At 61.5% G+C, this 24,682-nt stretch carries 19 protein-coding genes; 7 read left to right on the forward strand and 12 right to left on the reverse strand.

Annotation, left to right across the window (positions count from 1 at the left end):
- Positions 1-61: 61 nt before the first annotated feature.
- Together pgi and tal are read right to left on the reverse strand one after the other, a co-directional pair.
- Positions 62-1,711: a glucose-6-phosphate isomerase gene (pgi, locus tag ACP15D_RS05435; protein WP_424956532.1), complete on the reverse strand. Its 1,650-nt coding sequence runs from the start codon at positions 1,709-1,711 to the stop codon at positions 62-64.
- Between the two features lie 9 nt (positions 1,712-1,720).
- Positions 1,721-2,797, reverse strand: coding sequence for a transaldolase (tal, locus tag ACP15D_RS05440; protein WP_424956533.1), 1,077 nt, complete (start codon positions 2,795-2,797; stop codon positions 1,721-1,723).
- 322 nt (positions 2,798-3,119) lie between these two features.
- On the opposite strand from tal, the gene ACP15D_RS05445 reads away from it, so the two are divergent.
- Positions 3,120-4,148 (forward strand): aldo/keto reductase, encoded by a 1,029-nt coding sequence (locus ACP15D_RS05445; protein WP_424956534.1) that lies wholly within the window; start codon positions 3,120-3,122, stop codon positions 4,146-4,148.
- A 351-nt stretch (positions 4,149-4,499) separates the two neighbouring features.
- Positions 4,500-4,715: a response regulator transcription factor gene (locus tag ACP15D_RS05450; protein ID WP_424956535.1), complete on the forward strand. Its 216-nt coding sequence runs from the start codon at positions 4,500-4,502 to the stop codon at positions 4,713-4,715.
- Between the two features lie 16 nt (positions 4,716-4,731).
- Here the strand turns inward: ACP15D_RS05450 and ACP15D_RS05455 are convergent, their stop codons facing one another.
- On the reverse strand, positions 4,732-5,673 hold the full coding sequence (locus ACP15D_RS05455) for a hypothetical protein (protein ID WP_424956536.1): 942 nt from the start codon (positions 5,671-5,673) through the stop codon (positions 4,732-4,734).
- On the opposite strand from ACP15D_RS05455, the gene ACP15D_RS05460 reads away from it, so the two are divergent.
- The 3 genes from ACP15D_RS05460 (at position 5,666) to ACP15D_RS05470 (ending at position 7,937) form a co-directional block, all read left to right on the forward strand.
- The gene (locus ACP15D_RS05460) at positions 5,666-5,890 is read left to right on the forward strand and encodes a hypothetical protein (RefSeq protein ID WP_424956537.1); all 225 of its coding nucleotides are present in this window, start codon (positions 5,666-5,668) and stop codon (positions 5,888-5,890) included. The genes ACP15D_RS05455 and ACP15D_RS05460 overlap by 8 nt on opposite strands.
- Before the next feature lie 64 nt (positions 5,891-5,954).
- Complete coding sequence (locus ACP15D_RS05465; protein ID WP_424956538.1) at positions 5,955-6,446, forward strand: hypothetical protein; 492 nt, start codon at positions 5,955-5,957, stop codon at positions 6,444-6,446.
- 261 nt (positions 6,447-6,707) lie between these two features.
- On the forward strand, positions 6,708-7,937 hold the full coding sequence (locus ACP15D_RS05470; RefSeq protein WP_424956539.1) for a hypothetical protein: 1,230 nt from the start codon (positions 6,708-6,710) through the stop codon (positions 7,935-7,937).
- Between the two features lie 250 nt (positions 7,938-8,187).
- On the opposite strand, the gene ACP15D_RS05475 is transcribed toward ACP15D_RS05470, so the two are convergent.
- The 9 genes from ACP15D_RS05475 to ACP15D_RS05515 all read right to left on the reverse strand — a co-directional run bounded on the left by ACP15D_RS05475 (position 8,188) and on the right by ACP15D_RS05515 (position 22,487).
- The gene (locus ACP15D_RS05475) at positions 8,188-8,754 is read right to left on the reverse strand and encodes an invasion associated locus B family protein (RefSeq protein WP_424956540.1); all 567 of its coding nucleotides are present in this window, start codon (positions 8,752-8,754) and stop codon (positions 8,188-8,190) included.
- 125 nt (positions 8,755-8,879) lie between these two features.
- Positions 8,880-13,244: an autotransporter domain-containing protein gene (locus ACP15D_RS05480; protein WP_424956541.1), complete on the reverse strand. Its 4,365-nt coding sequence runs from the start codon at positions 13,242-13,244 to the stop codon at positions 8,880-8,882.
- 789 nt (positions 13,245-14,033) lie between these two features.
- A complete protein-coding gene (locus ACP15D_RS05485) occupies positions 14,034-14,894 on the reverse strand; it encodes a transporter (RefSeq protein WP_424956542.1) in 861 nt (286 codons plus the stop codon).
- Positions 14,895-15,127: 233 nt separating this feature from the next.
- Positions 15,128-15,967: a metal ABC transporter permease gene (locus tag ACP15D_RS05490; protein ID WP_424956543.1), complete on the reverse strand. Its 840-nt coding sequence runs from the start codon at positions 15,965-15,967 to the stop codon at positions 15,128-15,130.
- A complete protein-coding gene (locus ACP15D_RS05495) occupies positions 15,964-16,842 on the reverse strand; it encodes a metal ABC transporter permease (protein ID WP_424956544.1) in 879 nt (292 codons plus the stop codon). The genes ACP15D_RS05490 and ACP15D_RS05495 overlap by 4 nt, the downstream gene beginning before the upstream one ends.
- A complete protein-coding gene (locus ACP15D_RS05500; protein WP_424956545.1) occupies positions 16,839-17,738 on the reverse strand; it encodes a manganese/iron ABC transporter ATP-binding protein in 900 nt (299 codons plus the stop codon). Before ACP15D_RS05500 ends, ACP15D_RS05495 begins: the two co-directional genes overlap by 4 nt.
- A 5-nt stretch (positions 17,739-17,743) precedes the next feature.
- A complete protein-coding gene (locus tag ACP15D_RS05505; protein ID WP_424956546.1) occupies positions 17,744-18,676 on the reverse strand; it encodes a metal ABC transporter substrate-binding protein in 933 nt (310 codons plus the stop codon).
- A gap of 49 nt (positions 18,677-18,725) precedes the next feature.
- Positions 18,726-19,526, reverse strand: a complete 801-nt coding sequence (locus ACP15D_RS05510; RefSeq protein ID WP_424956547.1) for a transporter — start codon at positions 19,524-19,526, stop codon at positions 18,726-18,728.
- Positions 19,527-20,207: 681 nt separating this feature from the next.
- Positions 20,208-22,487 (reverse strand): TonB-dependent siderophore receptor, encoded by a 2,280-nt coding sequence (locus ACP15D_RS05515; RefSeq protein WP_424956548.1) that lies wholly within the window; start codon positions 22,485-22,487, stop codon positions 20,208-20,210.
- A 197-nt stretch (positions 22,488-22,684) separates the two neighbouring features.
- Here ACP15D_RS05515 and ACP15D_RS05520 point away from each other — a divergent pair, with 197 nt between their 5' ends.
- Entirely contained in the window at positions 22,685-23,365 is a 681-nt protein-coding gene (locus ACP15D_RS05520) for a TetR/AcrR family transcriptional regulator (protein WP_424956549.1), read from the forward strand.
- Complete coding sequence (locus ACP15D_RS05525; RefSeq protein WP_424956550.1) at positions 23,346-24,533, forward strand: PepSY-associated TM helix domain-containing protein; 1,188 nt, start codon at positions 23,346-23,348, stop codon at positions 24,531-24,533. Before ACP15D_RS05520 ends, ACP15D_RS05525 begins: the two co-directional genes overlap by 20 nt.
- Positions 24,534-24,682: the final 149 nt, after the last annotated feature.

Consider the following 24,682-nt stretch of genomic DNA (forward strand, 5'->3'; position numbering starts at 1 on the left):
GCTTGCGATCAGTTGCGGCAGATCCGTCAAATTGAATCTAACCGGCGGCGTTGGCGAAGCATCACGGCTTCTTGTGATAAGCCCTGTAACGCCGGATTAGCGCGTCGGTGGAGCTGTCATGGCTCAACTGAGGATGAGCCGGATTGCGCAACTCACCGATGATCTTCTTCGCCAGCACCTTACCTAGCTCGACGCCCCACTGGTCGAACGGCCCGATATCCCAGATCGCACCCTGCACGAACACGCTGTGCTCGTAGAGAGCCACGAGCGCGCCCAGCGTCTTGGGATCGAGCCGATCGGCGAGGATCATGTTGCTCGGCCGGTTGCCCTGCATCACGCGGAACGCAACATCGCCTTCCGCAACACCGCTCGTCGCCACGTCCTCAGCGGTCCGGCCGAACGCCAATCCTTCCGCCTGCGCGAACATATTGCCCATCAGCAGGTCGTGCGTCTCCGCCAGCGCGCTGAGCGGCGCCAGGAAGCCAATGAAGTCGACAGGCACCAGTGGCGTGCCCTGATGCAGAAGCTGGTAGAAGGAATGCTGCCCATCCGTCCCGGGCTCACCCCAGATCACCGGCCCTGTCGCATAGTCGATGCGGCGCCCTTGCAGGTCGACGCTTTTACCAAGGCTCTCCATCAACAACTGCTGCAGGTAGGCGGGAAAGCGCGCCATGTTCTGCGCGTACGGGAGCACGGCCTGCGAGGCGGCGCCGAAGAAGTCGGCATACCAGACCGTGAGCAGCCCAAGCAGCACCGGAAGATTCTTATCCAGCGGCGCATCGCGGAAGTGTTCGTCCATGCTGCGGAAACCCGCCAGCATGTCGTTGAACCGCTCCGGCCCCACCGCCAGCATGGTCGATAAGCCGATGGCAGAATCCATCGAATAGCGCCCGCCGACCCAGTCCCAGAACTCGAACATGTTGGCAGCATCGATGCCGAACGCCCGCACGGCCTCGGTGTTGGTCGAGACGGCAACGAAGTGGTGCGCCACTGCTGCCGAGCTTCCCAGCTTGCCGATCAGCCAGGTCCGCGCGACTTCGGCATTGCTCATCGTCTCTTGTGTCGTAAACGTCTTCGACGACACGATGAACAGCGTCTCCTCCGCATCGAGGTCGCGCGTCGCCTCGGTAAACGCGGCGCCGTCGACATTCGAAACGAACCGGAAACGCAAGCTGCGCTCGCTGAAGGGGCGCAGCGCCAGATACGCCATCTCCGGGCCAAGGTATGACCCGCCGATACCGAGATTGACGATGTTGCGGATCGGCTTGCCGGTGAAACCCTTCCACATGCCGCTGCGTACGCGCTTGGCAAAGTCCGCCATGCGATCGAGCACAGCGTGCACATCCGGCACCACATTGCGGCCGTCGACCTCGATCACCGCGCCGCGCGGCGCGCGCAGCGCCGTATGCAGCACCGCGCGACCTTCCGTGAAGTTGATCTTGTCACCGCGCAGCATCGCCGCGCGCTTTTCGCGAAGACCACGCTCTTCGGCGAGCTTCACCAGGAGATCGATCGTCTCCGCGGTGAGGCGATTCTTGGAGTAGTCGAGCACCAGCCCGCCACCCTCGACGGTGAACCGCTCTGCCCGATTTTTGTCCTGCGCGAACAACTCGCGCAGGTGCACATCCTTGATTTCGGCGTGATGCGCCGCGAGCGCCCGCCACGCAGCACACGCGCCTAGCGGCGCTGGCGTCGTATCGCGGCTGTCCATGATCACCCTCTAAGCCAACGCCTTGCTCTTGGCCCCGATCGACTTCAGTAGATCCTGCCAGGAGGCAACGAACGCCTTGGCGCCGTCCGCCTGCAGCTTGCTGGCCAGAGCCGCGACATCCACACCGGCCTTAGCGTGCGCCGCGAGCACGGCATCGCAATCGCCACCATCGGCGGAGAGAACACCCGCGAACTTGCCGTGGTCGGCGAAGGCGCGCAGCGTATCTTCCGGCATCGTGTTGACCGTATTCGGCGCCGCCAACTCCTCGATGTAGAGCGTATCGTGTGCGCGCTTGTCCTTGCTCGACGTGCTGGCGAATAGCAGTCGCTGCGGACGCGCACCCGCATTTTCGAGCCGCTGCCAGCGATCCGATGCAATGAGTTGCCGGTACGCGCGATAAGCCTGCTGGCCAATGGCAATCCCGAGCTTGTTCTTTAGTTCTTCCGGCACATCCTCGACGATGGCGCGATCCCAGCGGCTGATGAACACCGAGGCAACCGAGCGCACATCGGGGTCCAACCCCGCCGCAACCCGCTTCTCCAGCCCGCGCATGTAGGCTTCCGCCGCGGCCAGATAGTCGTCCGTCGAGAACAGCAGTGTGACGTTGACGGGCACGCCGGCGAACGTGGCCTCCTCGATGGCTGGCAAGCCTTCCTTCGTTCCCGGAATCTTGATGAAAAGGTTCGGCTTGCCCGCCTTGGCATAAAGCCGCTTGGCCTCCGCGATCGTCGCCGCGCTGTCGTAGGCGAGCAGCGGCGACACCTCGAGCGACACGAAGCCATCGACACCGGCCGTACGCTTGTAGATTGGAAGAAACAGGTCTGCAGCGCGCGAAAGATCATCGAGTGCCAACGCGAAGAACAACTCTTCCTCGTTCAGACCCTCTCGCACCAGCGGTTCGACAGCTGCGTCATAGTCGGACCCCTTCCCGATGGCCTTTTCGAAGATCGTCGGATTGGAGGTGAGCCCCGTCACCGACAGCTCGGCAATCATCTTCGCCAAGCGTCCGCTATCGAGCATGTCACGCGTGATGTCGTCTATCCACAGGCTCTGGCCGGCACCGTGCAACTGCTCGGTCGCTTTCACTACGTATTCTCCGATCGAAACTGTAAACCTAATGTGCATGGAAGCAGGATGTTCCCGCTCCGCGCACTCTCTTAGCCCATACGAAGCGGCTTGCGTACCCTTACCCGTAGGGCCGAAACTGCGCGCGGAGGTCAAGACCAGTCAAAAGTGGCGCCACCTAGCCCTACTTTGGGTGAATCACTGGATTTCTGCCCCATCCTCATAGTTGAAGCAGCCCCCCATCCACCTAAGCGCATCTGCGCACTACCCGCCTTGCACAGCCCCAAGCGCGGCCCTATCTGCCTGACGCCCACCCCTTCGCAATCGAGACAGGATCACTGCCATGGAACATCGGCGACTTGGCCGCTCCGGCTTCACTGTGCCCGTCCTCAGCTTCGGCACCGGCACCTTTGGCGGCAAAGGCAAGCTGTTTGCGGCCTGGGGCTCAACCGACGTCGCCGAAGCGACACGCTTGATCGACATCTGCCTCGACGCCGGCGTTTCCATGTTCGACACGGCCGACATCTACTCCGCCGGGGCATCCGAGAGCATCCTCGGCGCAGCGCTCAAGGGAAAGCGCGACCGCGCCATCATCTCCACTAAGGCGACGTTCCGCTTCAACGACGAGCCTAATAATGTTGGCTCATCCCGCTTTCATCTCTTGAAGAGCGTCGACGAGCAACTGAAGCGCCTCCAGACCGACCATATCGATCTGCTGCAACTGCACGCCTACGATGCGATGACGCCGCCGGAGGAAGTGCTATCGACGCTCGACACGCTCGTTCGCGCCGGCAAGGTGCTTTACACCGGCGTCTCGAACTTCTCCGGCTGGCACATCATGAAAGCGCTCGCCACCGCCGACCGCTACGGCTATCCGCGCTACGTTGCCAACCAGACGTACTACTCCCTGATAGGCCGCGAATACGAATGGGAGCTGATGCCGCTCGGCATCGAGGAAGGTATCGGCGCCGTCGTCTGGAGCCCGCTCGGCTGGGGCCGCCTCACCGGCAAGATCCGGCGCGGCACTGGCATCCCTAAGGACAGCCGTCTGCACGATTCCGCCGAATTCGGACCGCAAGTCGCCGATGATCTTCTCTTCCGCGTCGTCGACGCACTCGATGAAGTCGCCAAGGAAACCGGCAAGACCGTTCCGCAGATTGCGCTGAACTGGCTGTTGCAGCGGCCAACCGTTGCAACAGTGGTGATCGGCGCCCGCAACGAAGAGCAGTTGAAGCAGAACCTCGGCGCCGTCGGCTGGAACCTCACCAAGGAACAGGTTGCCAAACTCGACATGGCAAGCGAGGTGCCGCTCACCTATCCTTATTGGCATCAGCGCGGCACGTTCCTCGAACGCAACCCCGCACCCGTCTGATTGCAGTGTTCCTAGAAACAACAAGGAGCGCGCCGCTCGTGCGCTCCCTTCACGCCTCGCCAGCCACCGCGAGCCGTGAATGAAACCCTAATGCCACACGCCAATACCCCAAAAGCACATAGCCCACGCAAATCGTAGCGGAGACGTCGACCACCGGACTGATGCCGTGCGCTGAGCAGCACTCACCTTGCTGCAAATGAACCCTACCGGCGAGCCTCGCACCTATCAGAAAACCTAGGGTGTACACTGATTGCCATGTCAGATATATCGATAAATATAGAGCTTTTGCATTTTTTCGTTCGATAAACTTTTTTGATCGCTCAGCGTAGAATAGAGAAACTGGTATTCGAAATGACTGTTATTTTGCAGCGCTCACTGACGCGCCGCGAAACGCAATGCCTGGAAGGCCTCGCGCGTGGCCTCGACAACGCCGGCATTTCGCGTGAGCTAAGCATCTCCTTGCCGACCGTGGCGCTGCATCTCATCAATGCACGGCGCAAGCTGAACGCCACCACGCGCGAGCAGGCCGTTGCGCGCGCCGTGGAGCTAGGGCTCATTCGCCCATGAGTAGAGTTCGCATTGCCTACCGCGGATCGAGTGCGAGCTGATAGCAAACCGAAGGGATGCTGCGTTCACTGGTTCCGTCGAGCGCAACGTACCGCCCCGGCGCATCATCGCGGCGCAACGCGTTCGTCGCAATCGTGTAGTAATACTGCGGCGGTCGCGACAGATCGATCGAGAGCATTCGCGCCTGCTGCCATAAGAACGAGTGGAACCCCTTGTCTTCCGCTTCGTCCTTCAAGACCGCGACGATTGTTGCCTTGGCGCGCAACCGGTTTTCCAAGCGCTCCACCAAGCCGCCCGGCAACACAGCATGCGCGTAGCCGGGAATGACGACCACCTTGCCGCCGCCCGACGCTTCGACCGCATTCTCGACGTAAGCGGCCAACTCGTCATCGTGGCTGAACCGCTCGCGCATGATGGCTGCATCGCGCTGTGGCTTCGTTACGACGCCGGTTAGACCATAGCGCCGCCATACAGGCTGGCTCAGCTGCGCAAGGCACCGATACACGGGATCGTTTTGCGTCGTGAACCCGCCCAGCGGATTATTGAAATCATAAAAGATCAGGCTCAGCCCAAATCTTCTCGCCAGCAGCACCTGGCGGCCGAGCGCCGTCAGAACGCGGTACTGCGCCAGCGTATCATCCCCGCCGTCACCATCCGGATCGGTGAAGTGCCAACGTCCGGACCGGATAACATCCTGCGCGAACAGATCAATGTCGGACTCGGTTTCAACGCTCATGGCCTGGCGCCCGAGCACGCGCGGCATCTCGATCGCAACGTAACGCACACCCGCACGCGCCATGGTGGCGAACAGATCGGGAGACGAATAGAAACCAATCCTATCTCCCACTCCATGCTTTGTGTCTCCGAGGATGACGAGCTGCCCATCCAGGAGAACGCGCTCCAGCGCATTCATGCCGCCGCCTGCAATTGCAGGCTGCACGACAAGGGAGATGGGCATCACGCAGAGCACCCAGCGCGATGCCGCGAGGATTTTGCAGAGAGTTTTGAAGCGCGAAGTGAAGCTTGCGATCATCGGGCACCGCCGCGTGCGAGTTCTCTCAATCGAACCCGCCACAAGCGTGACCTCCGTGATCGTTTCTTATCTGCGTAATAGGCTAGCGCAATTCGATCCATCTTCAAGCATCATATCGGCCCGCTTTTTGCGCAGTTTCTGATAATGTTATCATCAAGAACCGAATGCGCGTGCCGGAACGCCGACAGTTGGAGGAGGTCGTTAGCATGGTGAGACAGCGCCATTTTCGGCTGCCGCTGAGCCTAGGCTTGGTCTTGGCGCTAGGCGCAGCGGCCCTCGCCCAGTCTGCCCCAACGCTGCCGGCCGCTGATTCCGGCGTCGTCCCCGACGATATGTTGACGCTCGTAGTGGGCACGCGCTTCGTTCCCGCCCCTGCCGGCACCGACGCACCTTCCGCGCATGCCCTCTTCACCCGCGCACGCATACCGCTTGCAGCATTCAACGAGACCGATCACTGCATCGACCAGGCTGCTCTTGAGGTGGCGCAGGAGTATTTCACCGCGCTCGGTCGCCTGCTCGGAAAGGCCGGCCACTACTACTTCCTCCCCGACGACGCAGTGGAGAAGTCCGCGATCATGTGCGAGAGGCTGCACCATAAGCCCCCGCAGGCCTGGAACGCCGCCAAAACCAAGATCCTCGCTATCGGACGCGTCGTCCCCACGGCCGAAGCGCCAGCCCTGGAACAGACCCTGCGCTGACGATGCGGTGCCGCGGCTCCCCGCCATCGCCAAGTTGCCGAGGCATTGCCCGGCTACCAGACGAAGAGCCCCTCCGGCCGGCAACCATCCAGCCGAACGGCCACAAATCGCCCCGCCGCGCCAAAATATTTAGTCCTTACAGAGACTTCCCCCAAAACAACGAAAACTCACGAAGACCGACTTTTGCCGCAAACGACCCACCTCGTGTCAAAAATGCTCTATAGGCACTTGGGACCGATGGAACGTGCTTGGGGGAAAGTGGTGGGTTCTCGCGATATCGGCATATGGCCGCGTGTATTCGTATGCGTCGTTTTCCTGACGCTTGGCGTAGCCTTCGCTGCACCGACAGTCGTGCTGGCGCACGAGTTCTGGGAAAGCGGCTGGTTCAGCCTCGCGGCCATGGACAGCCACCTGTTCGTCTTCTTCCCAACGCTCGGTGTCGTGGCGCTTGTCGCCTTCTACATTCCGTCCGCCGCCCTCGCCGACCTCTACTGGCGGCACATCCCCCTCGGCCGGTTGCGCTTCACGGTCGGCTTTCTGCTGCTCTGCGGGCTTTCGTTCGCGATTGCCACCAGCCTGCTGGCCAGCCCCAAGCGCTCGATCTGGGAAATCGCACCCTCCATCCTCACGTCGGACAAAGGCGTCGGCCCGACCTGTCCCGGGAGCGAGGTGTGCGAACGCCTGCCCGTGCTCACGGCGTTGCAAGGTCTCCGCGAGGTCAGCCAATCCCGCTGGGGCCTCACCGACTTCATCCGCTCGTGCGATCGCGACGTCTTCCTCGAGCCCGCCGCTGCCCCCGAGCGCAAACGCTTCTGCTTCGCCTCGACACGCCTGACCTCATCGCCGCAGCTTCAAGGCGACACCGAGTGCTGTCGTGCTCAGCACCTTCTCAGCAACGCGATCAGCGACAACTACGCGCACATCGACCGCCGCTCTTTGACAGCGAAAGCGCACGCGGCAACTCTGCCGATGAAGGTGTTCTTTCTGCTTGTCTTGCTGACCATCAGCATCCTCCTCGTGCTGCGTCATCGCGCGATCGAGGCGAACTACCAGGCTAGCAACCAGCGCATTGAATTCTCCGTCATTGTCGGAACGGCCGCGGCACTGTTTTTCCCCCTAATGTCGCAGGCGTTTGTCGAATCCGTTGAAGCGCTCTATGGCCTCACCGGACGCGGCACCTTCAGTCTGATTACGCCGATCCTCAGCTTGGCGTTCGGCATCTGGACCTTGCTGATGGTCTTTTTCTTCTATCGTCGCAGAGACAAGGACCTCGAGGCCATCGGCAAGTTGGGGAGCGCCGTCGCCGCCGCGCTGGCTGTCCTGAAGTACGGCGTCGTTGTGGCGATTTTCACCCGCCTGCTCGGATCGGGCGCCACTTACGCCAGCATCGGCGCCCTTGTCGTCGTCTGCATCGCAGCGATCGTCTCCCTGTTTTGGCTACCCCGCCGCTGGGCGGTGACTCAACAGAAGGCAGACCCCGCGGCACGATAGAGGATGCGGATACTGGCGGAATCGAACCGCCGACGATCGAGCTCACCCACGAGAACGCGCTGCACCTGCCTCTGCTGACGGCGGCTTACCGGCTATGCGAGAATAACCCGCAACGGACCACTGCCTTGCCGCGTCCCTACTGTCGTCAGAGCACGATAAAGCGATGCTGCGCGAGCAATGAAAGGGCATGCGCAGCCCATAGCCGAAAAGCCAGCCTGCATCGAGCGACAGCGGGCGCAAGCGTACGGCTCTAAGCCCCGTCTTTCAGCAGCTTGTCGAGCGCCCTGGCAACCCCCTTTGCCGAGAACTTGATCACGACGGGTGTCGCCTGCAGGCTCTGCAATGTCATCGATATCTCTGACGACTTGCGAAGTTGCCCGATCATATTCTGATCGAGCTCGACGATGCCGAGGCAGCCGTTCGGGAGACACGTCTTGACCGGCACGGCGACGCCTGACTGGCCGTCCAGCGAGAGCTTGATGCCGTCGCTAACGGCGAAGCCGAGCGGCGTTTGCAGATTGGCGATCAGCTTGCCCGCTTTATCCTTGCCTATCGAAAGAGCGCCGATGAGCTGGCGTGTTTTCGTGTTGCTGAGGCTCTGAGATATGGCGCAACTCTTCTGACCATCAGTCGTTTGTGCGCACGCCAGCACCCAATCGTCGAACGCTTCCTTCCACTCCTTCTGAGCAGCTGACTTCGCCGCGGCGGGAGCTTTGGGAGCCGTCGTCGTCGCCTTGGCCGGGTCGCTCTTTGTCTGAGCGATGGCACATGGCGCAAGAGCCAAGCCGACAAACACGAGCGCAGCAATCCGCTTCATAGGTCACACTCACAAATCCAGCACAGAGAAATTCGGTGCGCCTGAAAAAGGCGGCCAGTGGTAGATGACGGAAACAAAATAGGGGGAGAGACCAGCGGCCTCTCCCCCGTGACTGCTCAGGGCCCTTACCAGTTGACCCGGAGTCCGGCGCTGCCGGCGTAGCCGCGGAGATTGTCCTCGCCGAACTGGGCATTGCCCTTGACGAAGCCGCTGACGCCATCGGCACCGAGGCTGAAGACATTGAGGCCGCCCGTGACCTCGCCGAACGTGCCGCCGGCATCGTCCGCGGCGGTGAGATCGTAGCCGCCGCTCGACAGGGTCGCCTTGTTGTCGGCTTCGAACTCGTGCCAGGCGCTCGCTCCGATGAATGGCTCGACCTTGTGGCCGCCGCTCACGAACGAGGTGCCGACGCGAAGGCCAAGCCGACCGCGCAGACTGTTGCCGTCCTCGAAGTTCACCGTGGTGCCGTAGATGGTAGCGTTGTCGAGTTCAGCATTGACGTAGGACACGGTGGCGCCGGGCTCGATGAAGCCGCCCGCGTAGTTCATGCGGTAGCCTGTATCGATCACGCCGCCGACGGACAGAACGTCCTGCTTATCCTGCGTCGACAGTCCGGTGTTGGTGTAGTTCGAGTACTCGTACTTGCCGATGTTGGCCATCACCTTGCCGTCGATGAACAGGCCGCCCTCGATCCAGGTGGCATAGGCGCCGACGAGGCCGGTGCGATAATCGACGTCGGTGGTGGATCCGTCGAAGTCGAGGCTGGAGGCGACGTAGCCGCCCATGGCGCCGATCATCCATGCGCCGTTGGCTGTCTCGTGACCGAAGTCGTAGCCGCCGACGATGCCGTAGCCATCCTGGTTCGACTTCACCTCGAAGGTGCTGGTCTTGCCGAGAATGGTCCAGCTGTAGTTCTGCTCACGCTCGGTGGTGTTGCCGAGAACCTTGGCCCAGGCACCTGGCGTCACGCTCCTGGAGCACACGGGCGTGCTGTCCTTGATGCTGCCCATCATGGCGCACTTCTCGGTGGCGGCGGAGCGCAGATCGGCGGTGCGATCCAGCCATACGCCGGCCGAGTTGTGCCACATGTTCTGTGCGGCGGTGATGAGGTGCGGCAGCTCGAAGAAGGTCTGGTCGGGCGTCGAAGCCAGCAGCCAGTCGAACGAGCTCACCTGCACGCGGTAGAGGTCGTAGGTGAAGAGGCCTTTGTCGATCGGGCCACCTTCCAGATAGAAGGCGTCGGGATCGCTGTTACCCTCGATGTGCGCGACGAGGATGCCGGTCGGGTTGTAAGCGCCCGGTCCTGCATTCGTGTCGTTCACCTGCAGCGCCGTGACGCCGGTCGTATCGCCGTTGACGATCAGCAGGTCGGAGGCAGACGTTGTCGCCGCGGCGAGGAAGCTATCGATGGCGTAGCGGCTGTAGCCCGACCCATTGAACGAGTTGCCGAGCGTGTCGGGCACACCGATCTGCACCACGTCGCCGATATCGTTGCCGTAGTTCTCGAAGCCGAGATCGACCGGCGTGACGAAGCCGTAGCCCGAGGTGCCGTTCTGCATGCTCAGCACGCCGCCGTTGTTGTTGAAGGCGAGGTTCTGGCCACCGAAGTTGCCACCGAGGAACTGCGTGAAGCCGGTGACGTTGAAGCTGCCGGTGTTGTTCACGCTATTGTCGTCACCCAGCATCCCGTAGACGTTGAGGCCTTCCGAGTTGAACTCGCCGTCGTTGTTGATGGCGTTCTTCGGGCCGATCATCGCGAACACCGTGAACGGACCGGCATTGATGGTTCCCGTCGAGGTGTTGTTGACCTCGTTGCCCGTCGCGCTGAGGTAGAGGTTGAGGCCCGAGGTATTCCAGGTCGTGCTGCTGGTGTTGTTCACCGTGTTGGCGCCAACCGCTGCCAGCTGCATGTTGCCGGTGATCGTGCCATCGTTCTGCACGGTGTTGGAACCGCCGGCAGCGCTCTGGATCACGCTGGCGAACGTCGAGCCGCCATCCGACTGTATGGTGCCGGTGTTGTTGATGTTGACGTTGCCGTCGGTCGCGACGCGGATGGTCGGATCGAACAGCGTGCCGTCACCCTGCACCAGACCGGCGTTGGTGATGGTCACGTTGTTGTCGCCCAGCAGCGAGAAGCCGGTGACCTGAACCGCGGTGCCGTTGTTGGCGAGCACACTGCTGTCCGTGCCGACGTTGACGAAGATGTCGTTGTTGGCGAAGGGCGTCGAAATATCGATGCCGTTGCCGTTGGTCGCCGTCAGCGTCTTCCCGTCTGCCAGGCTGACCGAGATGTTGTTTTCGTCGGTCGTGTTCACACCGCTGAGGGTGCGGAAAATGGTGACGCCATCGTCAGCCGCCGTAGCATCCGCGCCCAGCGTGACGTCGATCTTCCCGCTGCCGCCGATCTTGGTGACGTCCACCGCATCGTCGCCGGCGTTCAGCGTTCCATCCTCGTTCGAGGTGACCGAAATGTTGCCGTTGTTGATGAAGTTGGTGACGTTGATCGCGTCATCCCCCGTCGCCGTGCCGGTGTATCCGCGCACCGCTCCCTTGACGTTCACGGTCGTGTCGCCAGGTCCGATGTTGGTGGCGAGGATGCCGAGGTAGTCCGACTGGATCGAGCCACCCGGGTTGACGTTCACGAACACGTCACCGCCGCCGATGTTGCCGGCGTAGGCACCGACCGCCCAAGCCTGCACGGTGTTGTTGACGTTGCTCGTGGCGTCACCGTTGCCGATGGTGAAGCTCGACACGCCGATCAGCGGCGGATCGATCACGCCGTTGGCCGTGGCCGTAGCGTCGCCGCCGATCGAGAAGGCCGCGATACCATATAGGCCGCTGTCGGCGGTCACCTTGCCGTTGTTTGTCGCAAAGGCGTTGCCGTCGATAGCCGTCGAGATGATGCCGCTGCCGCTCGTAGACTTAATGTCACCCTGCGCCGTCGCAACAGAGTTGCCGCCGATGGCCGTCGAGATGATGCCCGTGCCGCCGGACGTGACGTTGTTGACGTCAACGGTCGAGTTGCCCAGGAACGCCGAGGAGATAACGCCCTCGTCGGCGCTGGTGATGGTGCCTGCGCCGCCGCCGGTCACGCTCGAGTTGCCGCCGAGCGCCAGCGAGAACACGCCGATACCACCGTCGTTCTGCACGTTCTTGCCGCCGAGGTCGACGATCGAATCACCGGTGCCCGAGCCAAGGTCGAGCGCGACGCTGCCGACGCCGAAGAGGCCATTGGCTTTCACGTCACCATGCAGGTTGACCGTCGAGCCGCCGTTGATGGCGACTGCGCCGATACCGGTCGAATGGTCAGACGTCACGGTCCCAGAGTCGATGGTCACATTTCCACCGGCGATGCCGAGGATGCCAACGCCGTCCGACTGAACGCTGCCGAAGGCCGTACCGCCCGCGCCATTGCCGCGGATGATAACGTCCCCGCCGCCTGCAGCGATAATGCCGGCTCCGTTGTCGGAGTCGATGATGCCGCTGTGGTTGATGGTGATGTCATTGACGGCCAGCGCCCCGATGCCGATGCCATTGGTGACATCGATCAGGCCGCTGTTGGTCACGAGAGCATCGTTTCCAGCATCGACAGTGATGCCGTTGCCGATGGCGACGATGGAGTTGAGGCTCGTGTTGGTGACGGTGACATCGTTCGCAGCGACAGCGAGAATACCGTCGCTGCCCGCGTCGATATGGCCGTCGTTTTCGACGATCGCATTATTGCCAGACCCTACGGCAATACCGATGCCGCCCGCATTGATCGTACCGTCGGCGGTATTCTTCGCCGTTGCGTCGCCGGCACTGATGATCTGAATGCCCTGCTTCGCCGCATCGATCGACCCGGAGTTCGTGGCGGTGCCCTTGCTCCCCGTCGGGATAAGGTTCGTCAGCGGATCAGCAATGACAATGCCGGATCCTGTCTCCGAGACGAGTGAGCCCTCGTTAAGCGCCGTAGCATCCCCGCCGGACCATACGTTCATGGCGTTGCCGTAGGCGTTGACGACGTTGTAGTTATTCGCCGTCGCTTTACCGTCCTCGGAGATCACGTTAATGCCGATGCCGGGCGAACCGATGCTAATGCCCCCGATAACTGGTATGTAACCAGGAATGCTGAGGCTATCGCCCGCTCCGGTCGCAGTTATCGTGCCGTGGTTATTCACCGTGGCATCGTGGCCGGCGCCCTCGGTCCAGACGAACACACCGTAGGCTGAACCTGAAACCACCGAGTACTCAGTGACGTTGACCGTGGCCGTTGCGTTAGCCCCGCCAATTGGCAATTGGACGCCGGCGCCCGATACATAGCCAGCAACGAGAACGCCAGCTTGGCCGACATCGAAGCTAAGAATCGAAACGGGCGGACCATTCACGATGGCCGCATTTCCAATTGTCCCATCGCCCAACTGCAGCGTGTAAGCAGACTGCGCGGGTGTCGGCTCTACCTCGATGCCGTTGCCGTCGAAGCCGGTGGTAACATCCAACGTGTCAGCCATGGCCCGGGGCATCGCCAGCAGCAGGACGGCTGCGGCCGCGCTGCACATGAGCGCGGCTCTGAAGCTTCGTCCGATATGTCGGCTGGGTGGTGCCGGTGGCCGGCGAGTTTGCTCGAAGGCGCGATCGGCAATGGCGCGAGACGCAATTCCACTCGCTACAGGAACGCAACGCATACAAACCCCCAACATGAACTCTACGCAACTGACGCCCAATTATTCTGGGCACTAAACTGACTTCCATTCCGACCATCGGGCGCGCGGCCCTTAATCGGTGCCCCTCTCGGGGGGCCAAATTCTCGACGCCGCAGAAAATGAAACTGGCGTCCCTCTCCCCTTAGAGATGCGGGTGCCGTCGCCGGCTGAAATCCGCATCGCTCCCGACCGCCGCGGAAATAATTGGCTCCGATCGGTTGCAACTCAGAATAAGTACAACTCGCTCGTCCGGAGCAAGATGATTCGTTGACTGAACATTAGATGGACGCGGCTAGTTGCGCCTTAGTCACTAGCGGATAAATGCCAGTTCTATAAGGGTTTTCACGCTGCTCGAGCCGATCGGACGTTGCTCGCTCTATTCGAAGAAATAGGTTTCGTTGCCGACGAATTTCTGCCCGGAAACGGCCCCATCTATCCGAAGCAATAGGGTTCGCGAGCCGCTGAATTTCGCCCCGGATGGGCTGGGACCAGCCGCCTCATGCCGCCAGCGGAATTGGCAGCGGTCACCAGTGCCGAACGTCGCCAGGAGGCTCAGACCGGAAGTGAGCGGCACGTCCACTTCGTTGGCCTCGATTCTCAGAAACGCATCGATAGGCCGAGGAAGGGATTGTATCGGTCCGCCGGTGCCTGCAGGCCGAAGTTCATGCCGCCGTCCAGCTGCAGATTCTCGGTGAGCGAGTAAGTCCAGCCGGCGCCAATGATGAAGATGTCACCGCGAGGGTCATCGAAGCCGAGCACAGTGGCAAATTCCGCGTAGGTCCCGAACTTTTCGGTCCACTCATAGGATAGCGAGGCGCTCATAGGGTATTCTGTATGGTGCCCGCGTTGCTCCTCGTTGGCGACGGCCTCGGCCGCCACGTTGATGCCAAGTTCGAACTTGCCCGGCAGCTTCAATTGGGCAAAAGCGGCCAGGCCGCCCTCGGGCCGCTCGACGCTGATCCCGTTGTCTGCATCGGTCGGAACGACGATGAATGGCAGAAGCGCGAAGGCAGAGCCAAGCTTGTCGAAATTGTCGTTCCCCCACAGATTGGCTTTGAGGCGCACGTCGAGGCTGCCCACGCCGGACTGCGTCGGTGAGACCTCTCCGTGCGCTTTGATGAGGCCGAACGGCTCCCAGACGAGACTGAGCTCGACGTCGTTGGTGAGGCCGATGCGCAGGTTCGTATACATGAAATCATAGACGTCGCTCTCGGCGCCATCGAGATCGGGCCGCGAGCGCGCATAGCCGAAGAGCGTGCTTTCCGTTTGGAAGTGCCCGGCATCCACGGTGAAGGGGACCTCGGTGATGTCGGGACGATCCGTCGTCATCTCGCGCATGAGGCGCGCTGGCGTGGGATTGAACAGCCAATATTGCGATTTTTCGGCCGCAGCAGCGCCCCGCTGCGACGTCACAACAAATAGCGCGAAAGGTATGGCCGCTGCGATGATCTTGTGCACGAGTCGCCTCAGCGTCGAAGGATTGAGCTTCTGAAAGCACTCACGCGCACTGTGACGAGAATCACCCCCGGGCAATGCTACACGCGCCTTGGTGGCAGACAAAAATCGGGTTGCTAGGTGACGCTGGGGTTACGGCGCCCTGTCCTCTCGCGCACGCGACGAGGGCACCTCTTCTGTACGCAGAAGGTGGATGACAAGGTCGACGGGTGCGATCTCGTACCCATCTTGTTTCCCTAAACCGTGCGGCGACGCAGGCCGCCGCGTGCTGTGAACAGGAAAGCCAGAAGAAAAACCGCCATCTGGATCAGCACGATGCAGGGGCCCGTGGCACCGTCGATATGGAAGCTGACGAGCGTGCCGGCAATGCTGGAGCCAATGGCGATGGCGGCGGCAATGGCCAACATGCGCCCGAACCGGTCGCTCAGCAGAAAGCCGGTGGCGCCGGGAGCGATGAGCATCGCCACGACGAGGATGATCCCAACCGCTTTAAGGGCCGCAACGATGGTCAAGGATAGAAGCACCAGGAAGCCGTAGTGCAGAGCTTGCACCGGCAGTCCGATCGCGCGCGCATGCTGCGGATCGAAGCAGTAAAGCATGAGGTCGCGCCGCTTGATCAGCACGATGAGCAACGCCGCCCCGGCGATGATCCCCGTCTCGATCAGATCCTGCACCGTCACACCGAGCATGTTGCCGAACAGGATGTGATTGAGGTGCTGGTCGGTCTCGACCTTGGTGAACAGCACGAGGCCGAAGCCGAACATGCCGGAAAAGACGATGCCCATCACCGTATCCTCCTTCACCCGGCTGTTCTCCTTGAGATAGCCCGTCGCCAGCGCACAGCCGAGGCCTGCGGCGAATGCCCCGATAGACAGCGGCAGCCCGAGCACGAAGGCGATGACGATGCCGGGCAGCACCGCATGCGAGATGGCGTCACCCATCAGCGACCAGCCTTTGAGCACCAGGTAGCAGGACAGCACCGAGCAGACCGCGCCGACCAGGACCGCGACGACGAGTGCGCGTTGCATGAATCCGTAGCTCATCGGCACGGCGACGAAGTCGATGATCGCGCTCATGACCGCTCCGTAGAAATATTGGAGCCGCTGGCCGCCGCCGCCACCTTTCGGCGCGCGGCAAGCATCCCGTGCTTGGGTGCGAACAGGAAGGCGGCGAGGAAGACGAGCGTTTGCAGGGTGACGATCACGCCCCCCGTGGCACCATCCAGGAAGTAGCTGAGGTAAGCGCCGACGAAGCTCGTAAGAGTTCCAATGGCAATGGCTATGAGCAGCAGCCGCGGGAAGCGGTCGGTCAGCAAATAGGCTGTGGCGCCCGGAGTCACCACCATGGCGATGACGAGGCAGGCCCCGACCGTCTGCAGAGCCGCCACCACCGCGGCTGACAGCAAGGTGAAGAACAGGACCTTGAGGCGCGCAGGATGCAGACCGATCGAACGCGCATGTCCCTCATCGAAAAAGACGACCATGAGGTCCTTCCACTTGAAGAGCAGCACGGCAAAGGTAACGAGGGAGATGATCACCACTTGGTTCGCGTCCTCGTCGGCGATGCCGAGGATGTTGCCAAGGACGATCGACTGCACATTCACCGACGTCGGGTTGATGGAGACGAGCAAAAGTCCGGCAGCGAAGAAAGAAGTAAAGACGAGACCGATGACGGCATCCTCGCGCAGCCGCGTCTGGCTACGCACGAACGTCATTCCGAGCGCCGCGAGCAGGCCGGCGACGAAGGCGCCCGCCGCGTAGGGAAATCCGATCAGGTACGCCGTGGCGACGCCGGGCACGATTGAATGGCCTAGCGCGTCGCCCATCAGCGACCAACCCTTGAGCATGAGGAAGGCGGACAGGAACGCGCAAGTAGCGCCGACGAGTGCCGACACCCACATGGCTTTGAGCATATAGTCATAGCCGAACGGCGTGAGCAGATGCTCGATCATTCACCTTTTCCTTCGCCGCGTCGCAGCGGTTCGTCGTTGGTCTTGCGACTGCCGTAGAAGACAACTGGCCGCTCGTCGTCCGTTAAGACGGTTACGCCTCGGCGATCGTCATCCTGATGCAATGTTTGCCCTTCGAGACGGAAGTGACGGAGCACGCCGCCGAACGCCTGCTCGAGGTTTGCCTGCGTAAAGGTGGTGGCTGTCGGACCTGCTGCGAGGACCGTGCGCAACACAAGAACAACCTGATCGCAAAAGTCGGGCACGCTGCCGAGATTGTGGGTGGACACGAGCATCAGATGGCCTTGGCTCTTGAGCTCACCCAGCAGATCGATGATGGCGCCCTCGGTCTTGACGTCGACGCCGGTAAACGGCTCGTCGAGCAGGATGATGAGACCCTCCTGCGCCAGAGCGCGGGCGAGGAACACGCGCTTCCTCTGTCCACCCGACAGCTCCCCGATCTGTCTACGGCGGTAGGCCGTCATGCCGACACGCTCCAGCGCCTCGTCCACCTTGTATCGGTCAAACTTCGACGGCCGCCGTAGGAAGCCCATGCGCCCATAGCGGCCCATCATCACCACGTCATCGACCAGAACCGGGAAGTTCCAGTCGACATCCTCCGCTTGCGGGACATAGGCGACGAGGTTGCGCTTCTGGGCTTGGCGCGGAGTGAGGCCGGCGATGCGAATCTCGCCGGCCGATGGCGGCACGAACCCCATGATCGCCTTGAACAGCGTGGATTTGCCGGAGCCGTTGACGCCAACAAGGCCGCAGATCGTGCCGGGACCCAGCTCGAAGGACGCATCCCGCAAAGCTGTTGTCCCGTTGGGGTAGGTAACCGATACGCCACGCACCGAGATCGATGCGATGAGATCGGCGCCGGGCGTTCGCTCCAACATCCCCGTCACGATCCAAAACCGTTGGCGATAGTCTGCACGGTGACCTCCAAGAGCTTCACGTACGAAGGCACGGGACCATTCTCGGCGCTGAGGCTGTCGACGTAGAGAATGCCGCCGTAACGCGCACCGGTCTCCTTCGCCACCTGCTTGGCTGGTTTGTCGGAGATTGTGCTTTCGCTGAACACCACGGGAATCTTCTCCTTGCGAACCGTATCGATGACACGCTTCACTTGCTGAGGCGTGCCCTGCGCGTCGGCGTTGATCGGCCAAAGGTAGAGCTCATTCAGTCCGTAATCGCGGGCGAGATAGCTGAAAGCGCCCTCGCTGGAGACGAGCCAGCGCTGGCCTTTCGGGATTGTGGAAAGCCGCTGGCGTAACGGCCCATCCACCGCCTTGATCTGTGCGACATACGCAGCAGCGTTCTTGGCGTAGACTTCGGCATTGTCGGGGTCGTGCCTGGCCAGCGCCTTGCGGATGTTCTCGACGTAGATCAGCGCGTTCGACGGCGACATCCAGGCGTGCGGGTTGGGCTTGCCGGTGTAGGGCCCTTCCTTGATACCCATCGGTTCGATGCCCTCGGTGACAACGGCGCTCGGCACGTCCTCTACGTTGTCGAAGAACTTCTCGAACCAGCGCTCCAGGTTCATGCCGTTCCACAGCACGAGGTCGGCCGACTGCGCCTTGACGATGTCGAGCGGCGTCGGTTGGTAGTCGTGAATCTCAGCACCGGGCTTGGTGATCGATTCGACGATGGCCGAGGTGCCGGCGACGTTCTGCGCGATGTCCTGGATGACAGTGAACGTGGTCACGACCCGGAACGGCTTCTTCGTCTGCGCGTAACTCGGCGCAGCCAGGTAAAAGCCGGCCATCGCCAGCGCTGTGGCGCCGACGATGAGCCTCCCGATCACGGCGCGACGAGCAATGATGGTCAGGTTCATTTCCATGGCCCCTTTTCTCTGCTGCGAACTACGGAGTGGTTGCAAGGCACTAGAAGCGCCGCGACACGCCAATGAACGGATTGAAGCGGTCGGAGGCTTCGGTGACGCCGACATTGATGCCGGCATCGAGCTGAAGGTTGTCGGTGACAGCGTAGGTGACGCCGGTCGCCACGATGACCTCATCGCCGCGCGGATCATCGGTGTTGAGGGTAGCAGCAATTTCCCAATACGTACCCAGCTTGTCGCTCCACTCGTAGGCGAGCGACGCTGTGGCGATGTACTCGGTGTGGTAGCCGGAGGCGTCGTCGTCCTTCACCCAGACCGCGCCACCATTCAGTCCCAGCCCGAAGTTGTTGGGCAGCGCGAGCGCCAGCGGCACGAGTAGTCCTCCCCCGACGAACTCCGGGCTGATGCCGTTGTCCTCATCGGTCGGCAGCGTGATAAATGGCAGCAGGGCCAGCGCCGATCCTGTCTTCTCGAAAGTATCGTTGCCCCACAGGTTGATCTTGCCGCGAATATCGACACCGCCGATGCCGGAATCCCGGACGGTGAGCCCTCCGGCTGGGCGGCTGCGAGCGGTGCCGTAGGGCTGCCAGACGAAATTGATCTCGGTGTCGTTGGTCAAACCGATGCGGATGTTCGTGGCCACAAACTCGTAGCTAACGGTGACGACGCCGTCCTCGTCCGGGCGCGAGCGCCCGTAGGCGAAGAGATTCGTCTCGATCTGCACGTGCCCGGCGTCGACGGTGAACGGACTTTCCGTGGTGTCCGGCCGATCCGTAGCCATGTCACGGAGCAGCCGATCTGGCGTCGGTGAGAACAGTGAATACCTGCTCTTGTCGGCTGCCATTGATTGTCCTGTCACCCCCAGAGCCAGCACGCACGCCGGTGCAACACGCAGCACGCACACAAAACGCATCACGATCCCCCGAACGCTACACCACATGTGTTAGCTGCACCATCACTAGTTAGGCGCAGCTAATTATCGACTAGTTAGCGTTGACTAACTTTGGTGTCAACCACGACACGCGATAAGCGCGAGGCGCTCGGCAGGAGACGAGATGGCAAAAATTGCAGATCCCGGGCAGGAGACTGCTCGGCGGGCAGAACGGTTTCAGCGCGTGCGCGACGCGCCAGAGCGAGGTGGCCGAGCACCACGTCGAACTCATTACCGAACTGATGGAAGAGAGGGGCGAAGCGCGGCTCGTGGACCTCGCCGAGCGACCTGGCGTCACCAAGGTGACCGTCAACAACACGATCCAGCGGGCTGAAACGCGGCGGCCTAGTCACCAGCCAGCCCTATCGCGCCATCTTTCTCACTGCCAAGGGGCGCAAACGCGCGTCCTCATCGCGCGAGCGTCACCTAGTGGTCAGGGACATTCTGATTGCCCTGGAGTGGATGCCAATACGGCCGAAGACGACGCAGATCGCATCGCGCATCACGTCAGCGGAACGACCCTTGCTGCATTTGGTAGATTTCTCGGCGAGGCGCGAAGTGTTCCCATCCGGAAGTCGACGCCTCGCCTCGAGATTACCAACGGTGCCGGATACCGGCGAGGAAGGTGCGCCGCTCGCCAAACTCGCAGTAAAAGCCCGAGCTGCAGCTCGAATAGTATTCCTTGTCGGCAAGGTTCCAGACGTTGAGCGTCGCTTCCGATCCTGTGAGATAGGGGTCCAGCTTGCCGAGATCGTAGCTCAACGCTGCATCCACGAGCGTGTATCCATCTGCCTTGAGCGTGTTTGCGTCGTCCGCGAAGCTCGATCCGACAACGCGAACGCCTGCACCGAGTGTGAGGCCATCGAGGGTGCCGAAGCGGAACCCGTAGTTGACCCACACGGATCCGAAGTACTCGGGAGCCGCTTGCGGCCGCTTGCCGATCGACGAAACTGTCGTGGATTTGGTCACTTCGGTGTCGAGCAGCGTGAGGGCCGCAATGAGGCCGAGTCCTTCCGTCACGTTGCCGCGGGCCTCGAACTCCAGCCCGCGCGAGCTGATTTCGCCGATCTGAGTATAGAGCCCTGACAGCGTGCCGGCCTTCTTGACGTTTTGCTGGGTGATGTCGAAGGCGGAGAAGGTGAACAGCATGGGGATGAATGTCGGCTGATACTTGATGCCCACCTCGTACTGCTCGCCCTTACTCGGGATCAGCGCCTTGTTGGTGCTTTCATCAACGCCGGTCTCCGGCTCGAATGATGTCGAATAGCTGGCATATGGCGCAATGCCGTTGTCGAACAGATAGAGCAGCCCTGCGCGATAGGTCGTTGCCTCGCTGTCCTGGGACTGCACTGCTCCGCCGGTGGGCTCTGTCACCTGCTCGGTCCAGTCATGACGCACCCCGACAAGGGCCCGCCAATTGCCGAGCGCGATCTGATCTTGCGTGTAGATTCCGGTCTGGTCGAGACTCTGGTCTCCCGACGTGAAGCTCAGGAACGAGCCGCTGACGGGCGATCCATATTGCGGATCGATCACGTTGATCGGGGTAACGGTGAAGTTGGCCTCGAACAGTGCGCTACTGTCGGCCCGCTGCGTATCGATGCCTGTCAGTACGCGGTGACGCAGCGCTCCGGTCGAGAAATCGAACTGGAGCTGGTTGTCGGTCGTGACGTTGCTTGCCTCCTCAATTGATTTGGCCGCCAGCCGGGAGATGTCTCCGGTGACAGACGGGCCCGTATAAATCTGTATGCCCGCGAAATCGAGGTCGAACTCTGCGTAGCGAAGTGCTGATCTAAAGAGAACCGCACTGTTGAAGCGATGCTCGAATTGATACCCGATACCCGCCTCCTTGCGATCAAAATGATCGTAGGAGGGATCGCCCGGGTTGAACTTCGAATTCAGGTAAGGCTGGAACTGAGGCGCAGCAAGTGACTTGGCATAAAGAGAGTTGAAATAGCCGCCTTCGGGGTCGGCCTGGTAGAAGCCCGACAAGGTGAGGCGTGTATCCGCGCTCGGCTGCCAGGCGATGGCCGGCGCGATGGCGAAGCGCTGCTCGTCGACGTCATCGTAGCGCGTGCCTGAATCCTTACCGATCGCGGTGAGGCTATACTGGAGCGTGCCCTCCTTATCGAAGGCGCCCTGCGTCGTGTAGCCAGCCTGCACGCGACCGTAGCTCCCCATTTCAAAGCGCAGCTCATTGTAGGGTTCCGGAGTCGGAGCGCGGCTCACCATGTTGACGAGGCCGCCGGGGCTGACCTGTCCGTAGAGGAGCGCCGAAGGCCCTTTCAGCACGTCGATCCGGTCGAGGAGAAACGGATCAATCGACATGATGCCGAACACCTGGCCCTGCGGCAGTCTCATTCCGTCAAGGAACCGCACGTAATTGCCGCTCGTGGAGAATCCGCCGAAGCCGCGTAGGAAGATGTTGTCGTAGCGGGCGTTCTGCTCGAAGCTCGCCAGCACGCCGGCGGAATAGCCGAGCGCTCCGCCGACCGTCTGCTGGTTCTGATCGTCGAGCTGTTTGCGGGTGACGGTCGAGATCGCTTGCGGTGTCTCAATCACCGGCGTGTCGGTCTTGGTGGCGGAGAATGTGTCCGCCGGCTGGTAGGTGTTGCGCGTCGATGCCGATGTTCCGTCGCGTTGGACGGGAGCCGGCGCAGGCTTGGCTGGTGCGGCTGCCTGCTTCGTCGACGGCGCCGCCTGCTTCGCTTGTCCAGCCGACTTTGCCTTCTTGGTCTTCGCCGGTTTTGGCTTGGAAGTTCCCTCGACGACTAAGGGATCGAGCTGGGTTGAGGCAGGCGCTGGATCCTGCGCATGCGCATTGCCAGCCACAAGAATGTACCCGACGGCAGCCAGCCGTCTCGAACGCCAACTCATACGCAACCCCCAACGCGAAACTAGACACTGCTGTCAAAGTCGAATAACCAAACGGGACCGTCCCGTCCAGTTTATTGTATACGTACGCAGTATGGTTTCTGAGCGATGACGCGAATCTGCCACACGAGAAGGGTCCGCTCGCCGGTCGCGGCGATGCGGCACGACGTTGAACTGGGGGAGCTGTTAGGAGGACCGGTTTGGGCAATCGCTTGAACGAGAAGATGCCTTCGGCCGCAGCCACGGACGCAAAGCGCGAGCACGCACGCGGCAAGCTTGCTCCGCGTAGCGATAACATGGTGCGCATCATAGATGCCGCAGCAGCGCTGTTCGCGGCGCAGGGATTCGCCGCAACGTCGATGGAGCAGGTCGCGTCGGCTTGCCAGGCGGGCAAAGACACGATCTACCGCCGCTTCCCCTCTAAGCTCGCGCTGTTCGGCGCCGTGCTGGAGCATGCGCACATGCGTTGGGTGACCGAACTCGGGCGCTTTACCGAGCGGTTGCCGAAGGACGGGGATGCGCTTGATCGGCTGAAGCGAGTTGCCCGCTGGTTTTTAGAGGTCAATCTCGATCCGGAGCTCATTGCCTTCAAGCGTATCTCAATCACGGAGTCATATGTCTTCGCCGGCAAGGTGCAACCCGGCGCACAGGACGATCCCTTCATGGAGCTTCTGATGGGCTACGTGAAGGAAGCACAGGATGCCGGGCGGATTGCTGCCGGCGACCGGTGGTTCATCGCCACGCAGCTCGTCCACAGCGTCGTGTCCCTTCCCCTCAACGAGACCTTGGTCGGGAGCACGGCCTATGCCGCAAAGAATGCGCGCGACCGGCATTTCAAAAAGGCATGGGAGCTATTCTTGAGTGGCGCAGCAGCGCGATAAAGTGTTGGAGGGAAATGTGCACCAAGCGAGCCTGCGGCGCTGGAACTGGATTCACAAGTGGTCGAGTCTGATCTGCACGCCGTTTCTGTTGCTGCTCTGCATAACTGGTTTGCCGCTGATTTTTCATCACGAGATACACGAGCTGACCGTCGATCTCGCGCAGCCTAAAGCGCCACTTCCAGACAATCCCGCTAGCCTTGATGTCGTCGTGAGCAATGGCCTGGCGCGAATGCCCGGCAAGGTCGTGCAATACGTAAGCTGGGACGATGAGCAGCCGGGCGTCGTGCTTCTCACCGTCAACAATTCACCCAACGGCGACCCTGGCACTAGCCAGGTCGTTCGCATGGATGCCGGAACTGGTACGTTTCTAGATCAGCCCGAATTTCAGAGCGGCATCATGCAGGTGATCTTGCAACTGCATGTCGATATGTTTGCTGGCCTACCGGGCAAACTGTTTCTCGGTGTGATGGGAATTCTTTTTTGCGTGGCAGTGGTATCCGGCTTCGTGGTCTACGGGCCATCGATGCGAAAGCTGTCGTTTGGCGAGCTGAGGTTCAACCGCGTAAACCTCGTTCGCTGGCTCGATGTGCACAACCTCGCTGGGATACTTCTCATCGCCTGGACGCTGGTGGTCGGGTTTACCGGCGTGATTAACACCTGGGCCGATCTCGTGCTGCAGCTGTGGCGATACGACCAGCTCTCGGAAATGGTGGGCGATCATCAAGCCCGCGCGCGGCCCGAGACTCTCAGCTCTTTCGACAAGGCAGTGGCCATCGCCGAGCAGAAAGAGCCCCACATGCGACCATCAGTTGTTGCATTTCCGGGCACGCCCTTCACCTCGGAGAGCCACTACATCATCTTCATGAAGGGCAACACACCGCTCACCGCGCGGCTGGCGAAGCCAGTGCTGATCGATGCGCAGACGGGCGAGTACGCTGACTCGCGCGACATGCCTTGGTACGTAACCTCGCTGTTGCTTTCACAGCCGTTGCATTTCGGAGATTACGGCGGCATGCCGTTGAAGATCATTTGGGCGATCCTCGATGTCGGAACGATCGCGGTGCTTGTGACCGGCCTCTACCTTTGGATCGCACGCCGCGAACGCAGGTCAGCGCGTCTTGCCGGCACTGACAGACAGGAAGCCAATCCGCTTCTGGCAGGTGAGTGATGGCGAGCTTCGGAACGTACACACTTCCCGCAACACTTGCGCTTCTCCAGACGTGTGGACTGCTGCTCGCGCTGATCGCCGATGGCCGCTGGGAGTGGCTGGCCTGGGCGCTCGTCGCCGCCCCATGCTTGGTCTTTGCGGCCTCAGTC

This window comes from Hyphomicrobium sp. 1Nfss2.1 (genome assembly GCF_965243865.1).
GTDB lineage: Bacteria > Pseudomonadota > Alphaproteobacteria > Rhizobiales > Hyphomicrobiaceae > Hyphomicrobium_A.

Excerpts from the sequence above, each read along its gene's own strand:
- pgi (WP_424956532.1), bottom strand. The coding sequence starts at position 1,711 with ATGGACAGCCGCGATACGACGCCAGCGCCGCTAGGCGCGTGTGCTGCG.
- ACP15D_RS05445 (WP_424956534.1), top strand. The coding sequence starts at position 3,120 with ATGGAACATCGGCGACTTGGCCGCTCCGGCTTCACTGTGCCCGTCCTC.
- ACP15D_RS05450 (WP_424956535.1), top strand. The coding sequence starts at position 4,500 with ATGACTGTTATTTTGCAGCGCTCACTGACGCGCCGCGAAACGCAATGC.
- ACP15D_RS05460 (WP_424956537.1), top strand. The coding sequence starts at position 5,666 with ATGGGCATCACGCAGAGCACCCAGCGCGATGCCGCGAGGATTTTGCAG.
- ACP15D_RS05455 (WP_424956536.1), bottom strand. The coding sequence starts at position 5,673 with ATGCCCATCTCCCTTGTCGTGCAGCCTGCAATTGCAGGCGGCGGCATG.
- ACP15D_RS05465 (WP_424956538.1), top strand. The coding sequence starts at position 5,955 with ATGGTGAGACAGCGCCATTTTCGGCTGCCGCTGAGCCTAGGCTTGGTC.
- ACP15D_RS05475 (WP_424956540.1), bottom strand. The coding sequence starts at position 8,754 with ATGAAGCGGATTGCTGCGCTCGTGTTTGTCGGCTTGGCTCTTGCGCCA.
- ACP15D_RS05480 (WP_424956541.1), bottom strand. The coding sequence starts at position 13,244 with ATGGCTGACACGTTGGATGTTACCACCGGCTTCGACGGCAACGGCATC.
- ACP15D_RS05490 (WP_424956543.1), bottom strand. The coding sequence starts at position 15,967 with ATGAGCGCGATCATCGACTTCGTCGCCGTGCCGATGAGCTACGGATTC.
- ACP15D_RS05495 (WP_424956544.1), bottom strand. The coding sequence starts at position 16,842 with ATGATCGAGCATCTGCTCACGCCGTTCGGCTATGACTATATGCTCAAA.
- ACP15D_RS05500 (WP_424956545.1), bottom strand. The coding sequence starts at position 17,738 with ATGTTGGAGCGAACGCCCGGCGCCGATCTCATCGCATCGATCTCGGTG.
- ACP15D_RS05505 (WP_424956546.1), bottom strand. The coding sequence starts at position 18,676 with ATGAACCTGACCATCATTGCTCGTCGCGCCGTGATCGGGAGGCTCATC.
- ACP15D_RS05510 (WP_424956547.1), bottom strand. The coding sequence starts at position 19,526 with ATGGCAGCCGACAAGAGCAGGTATTCACTGTTCTCACCGACGCCAGAT.
- ACP15D_RS05515 (WP_424956548.1), bottom strand. The coding sequence starts at position 22,487 with ATGAGTTGGCGTTCGAGACGGCTGGCTGCCGTCGGGTACATTCTTGTG.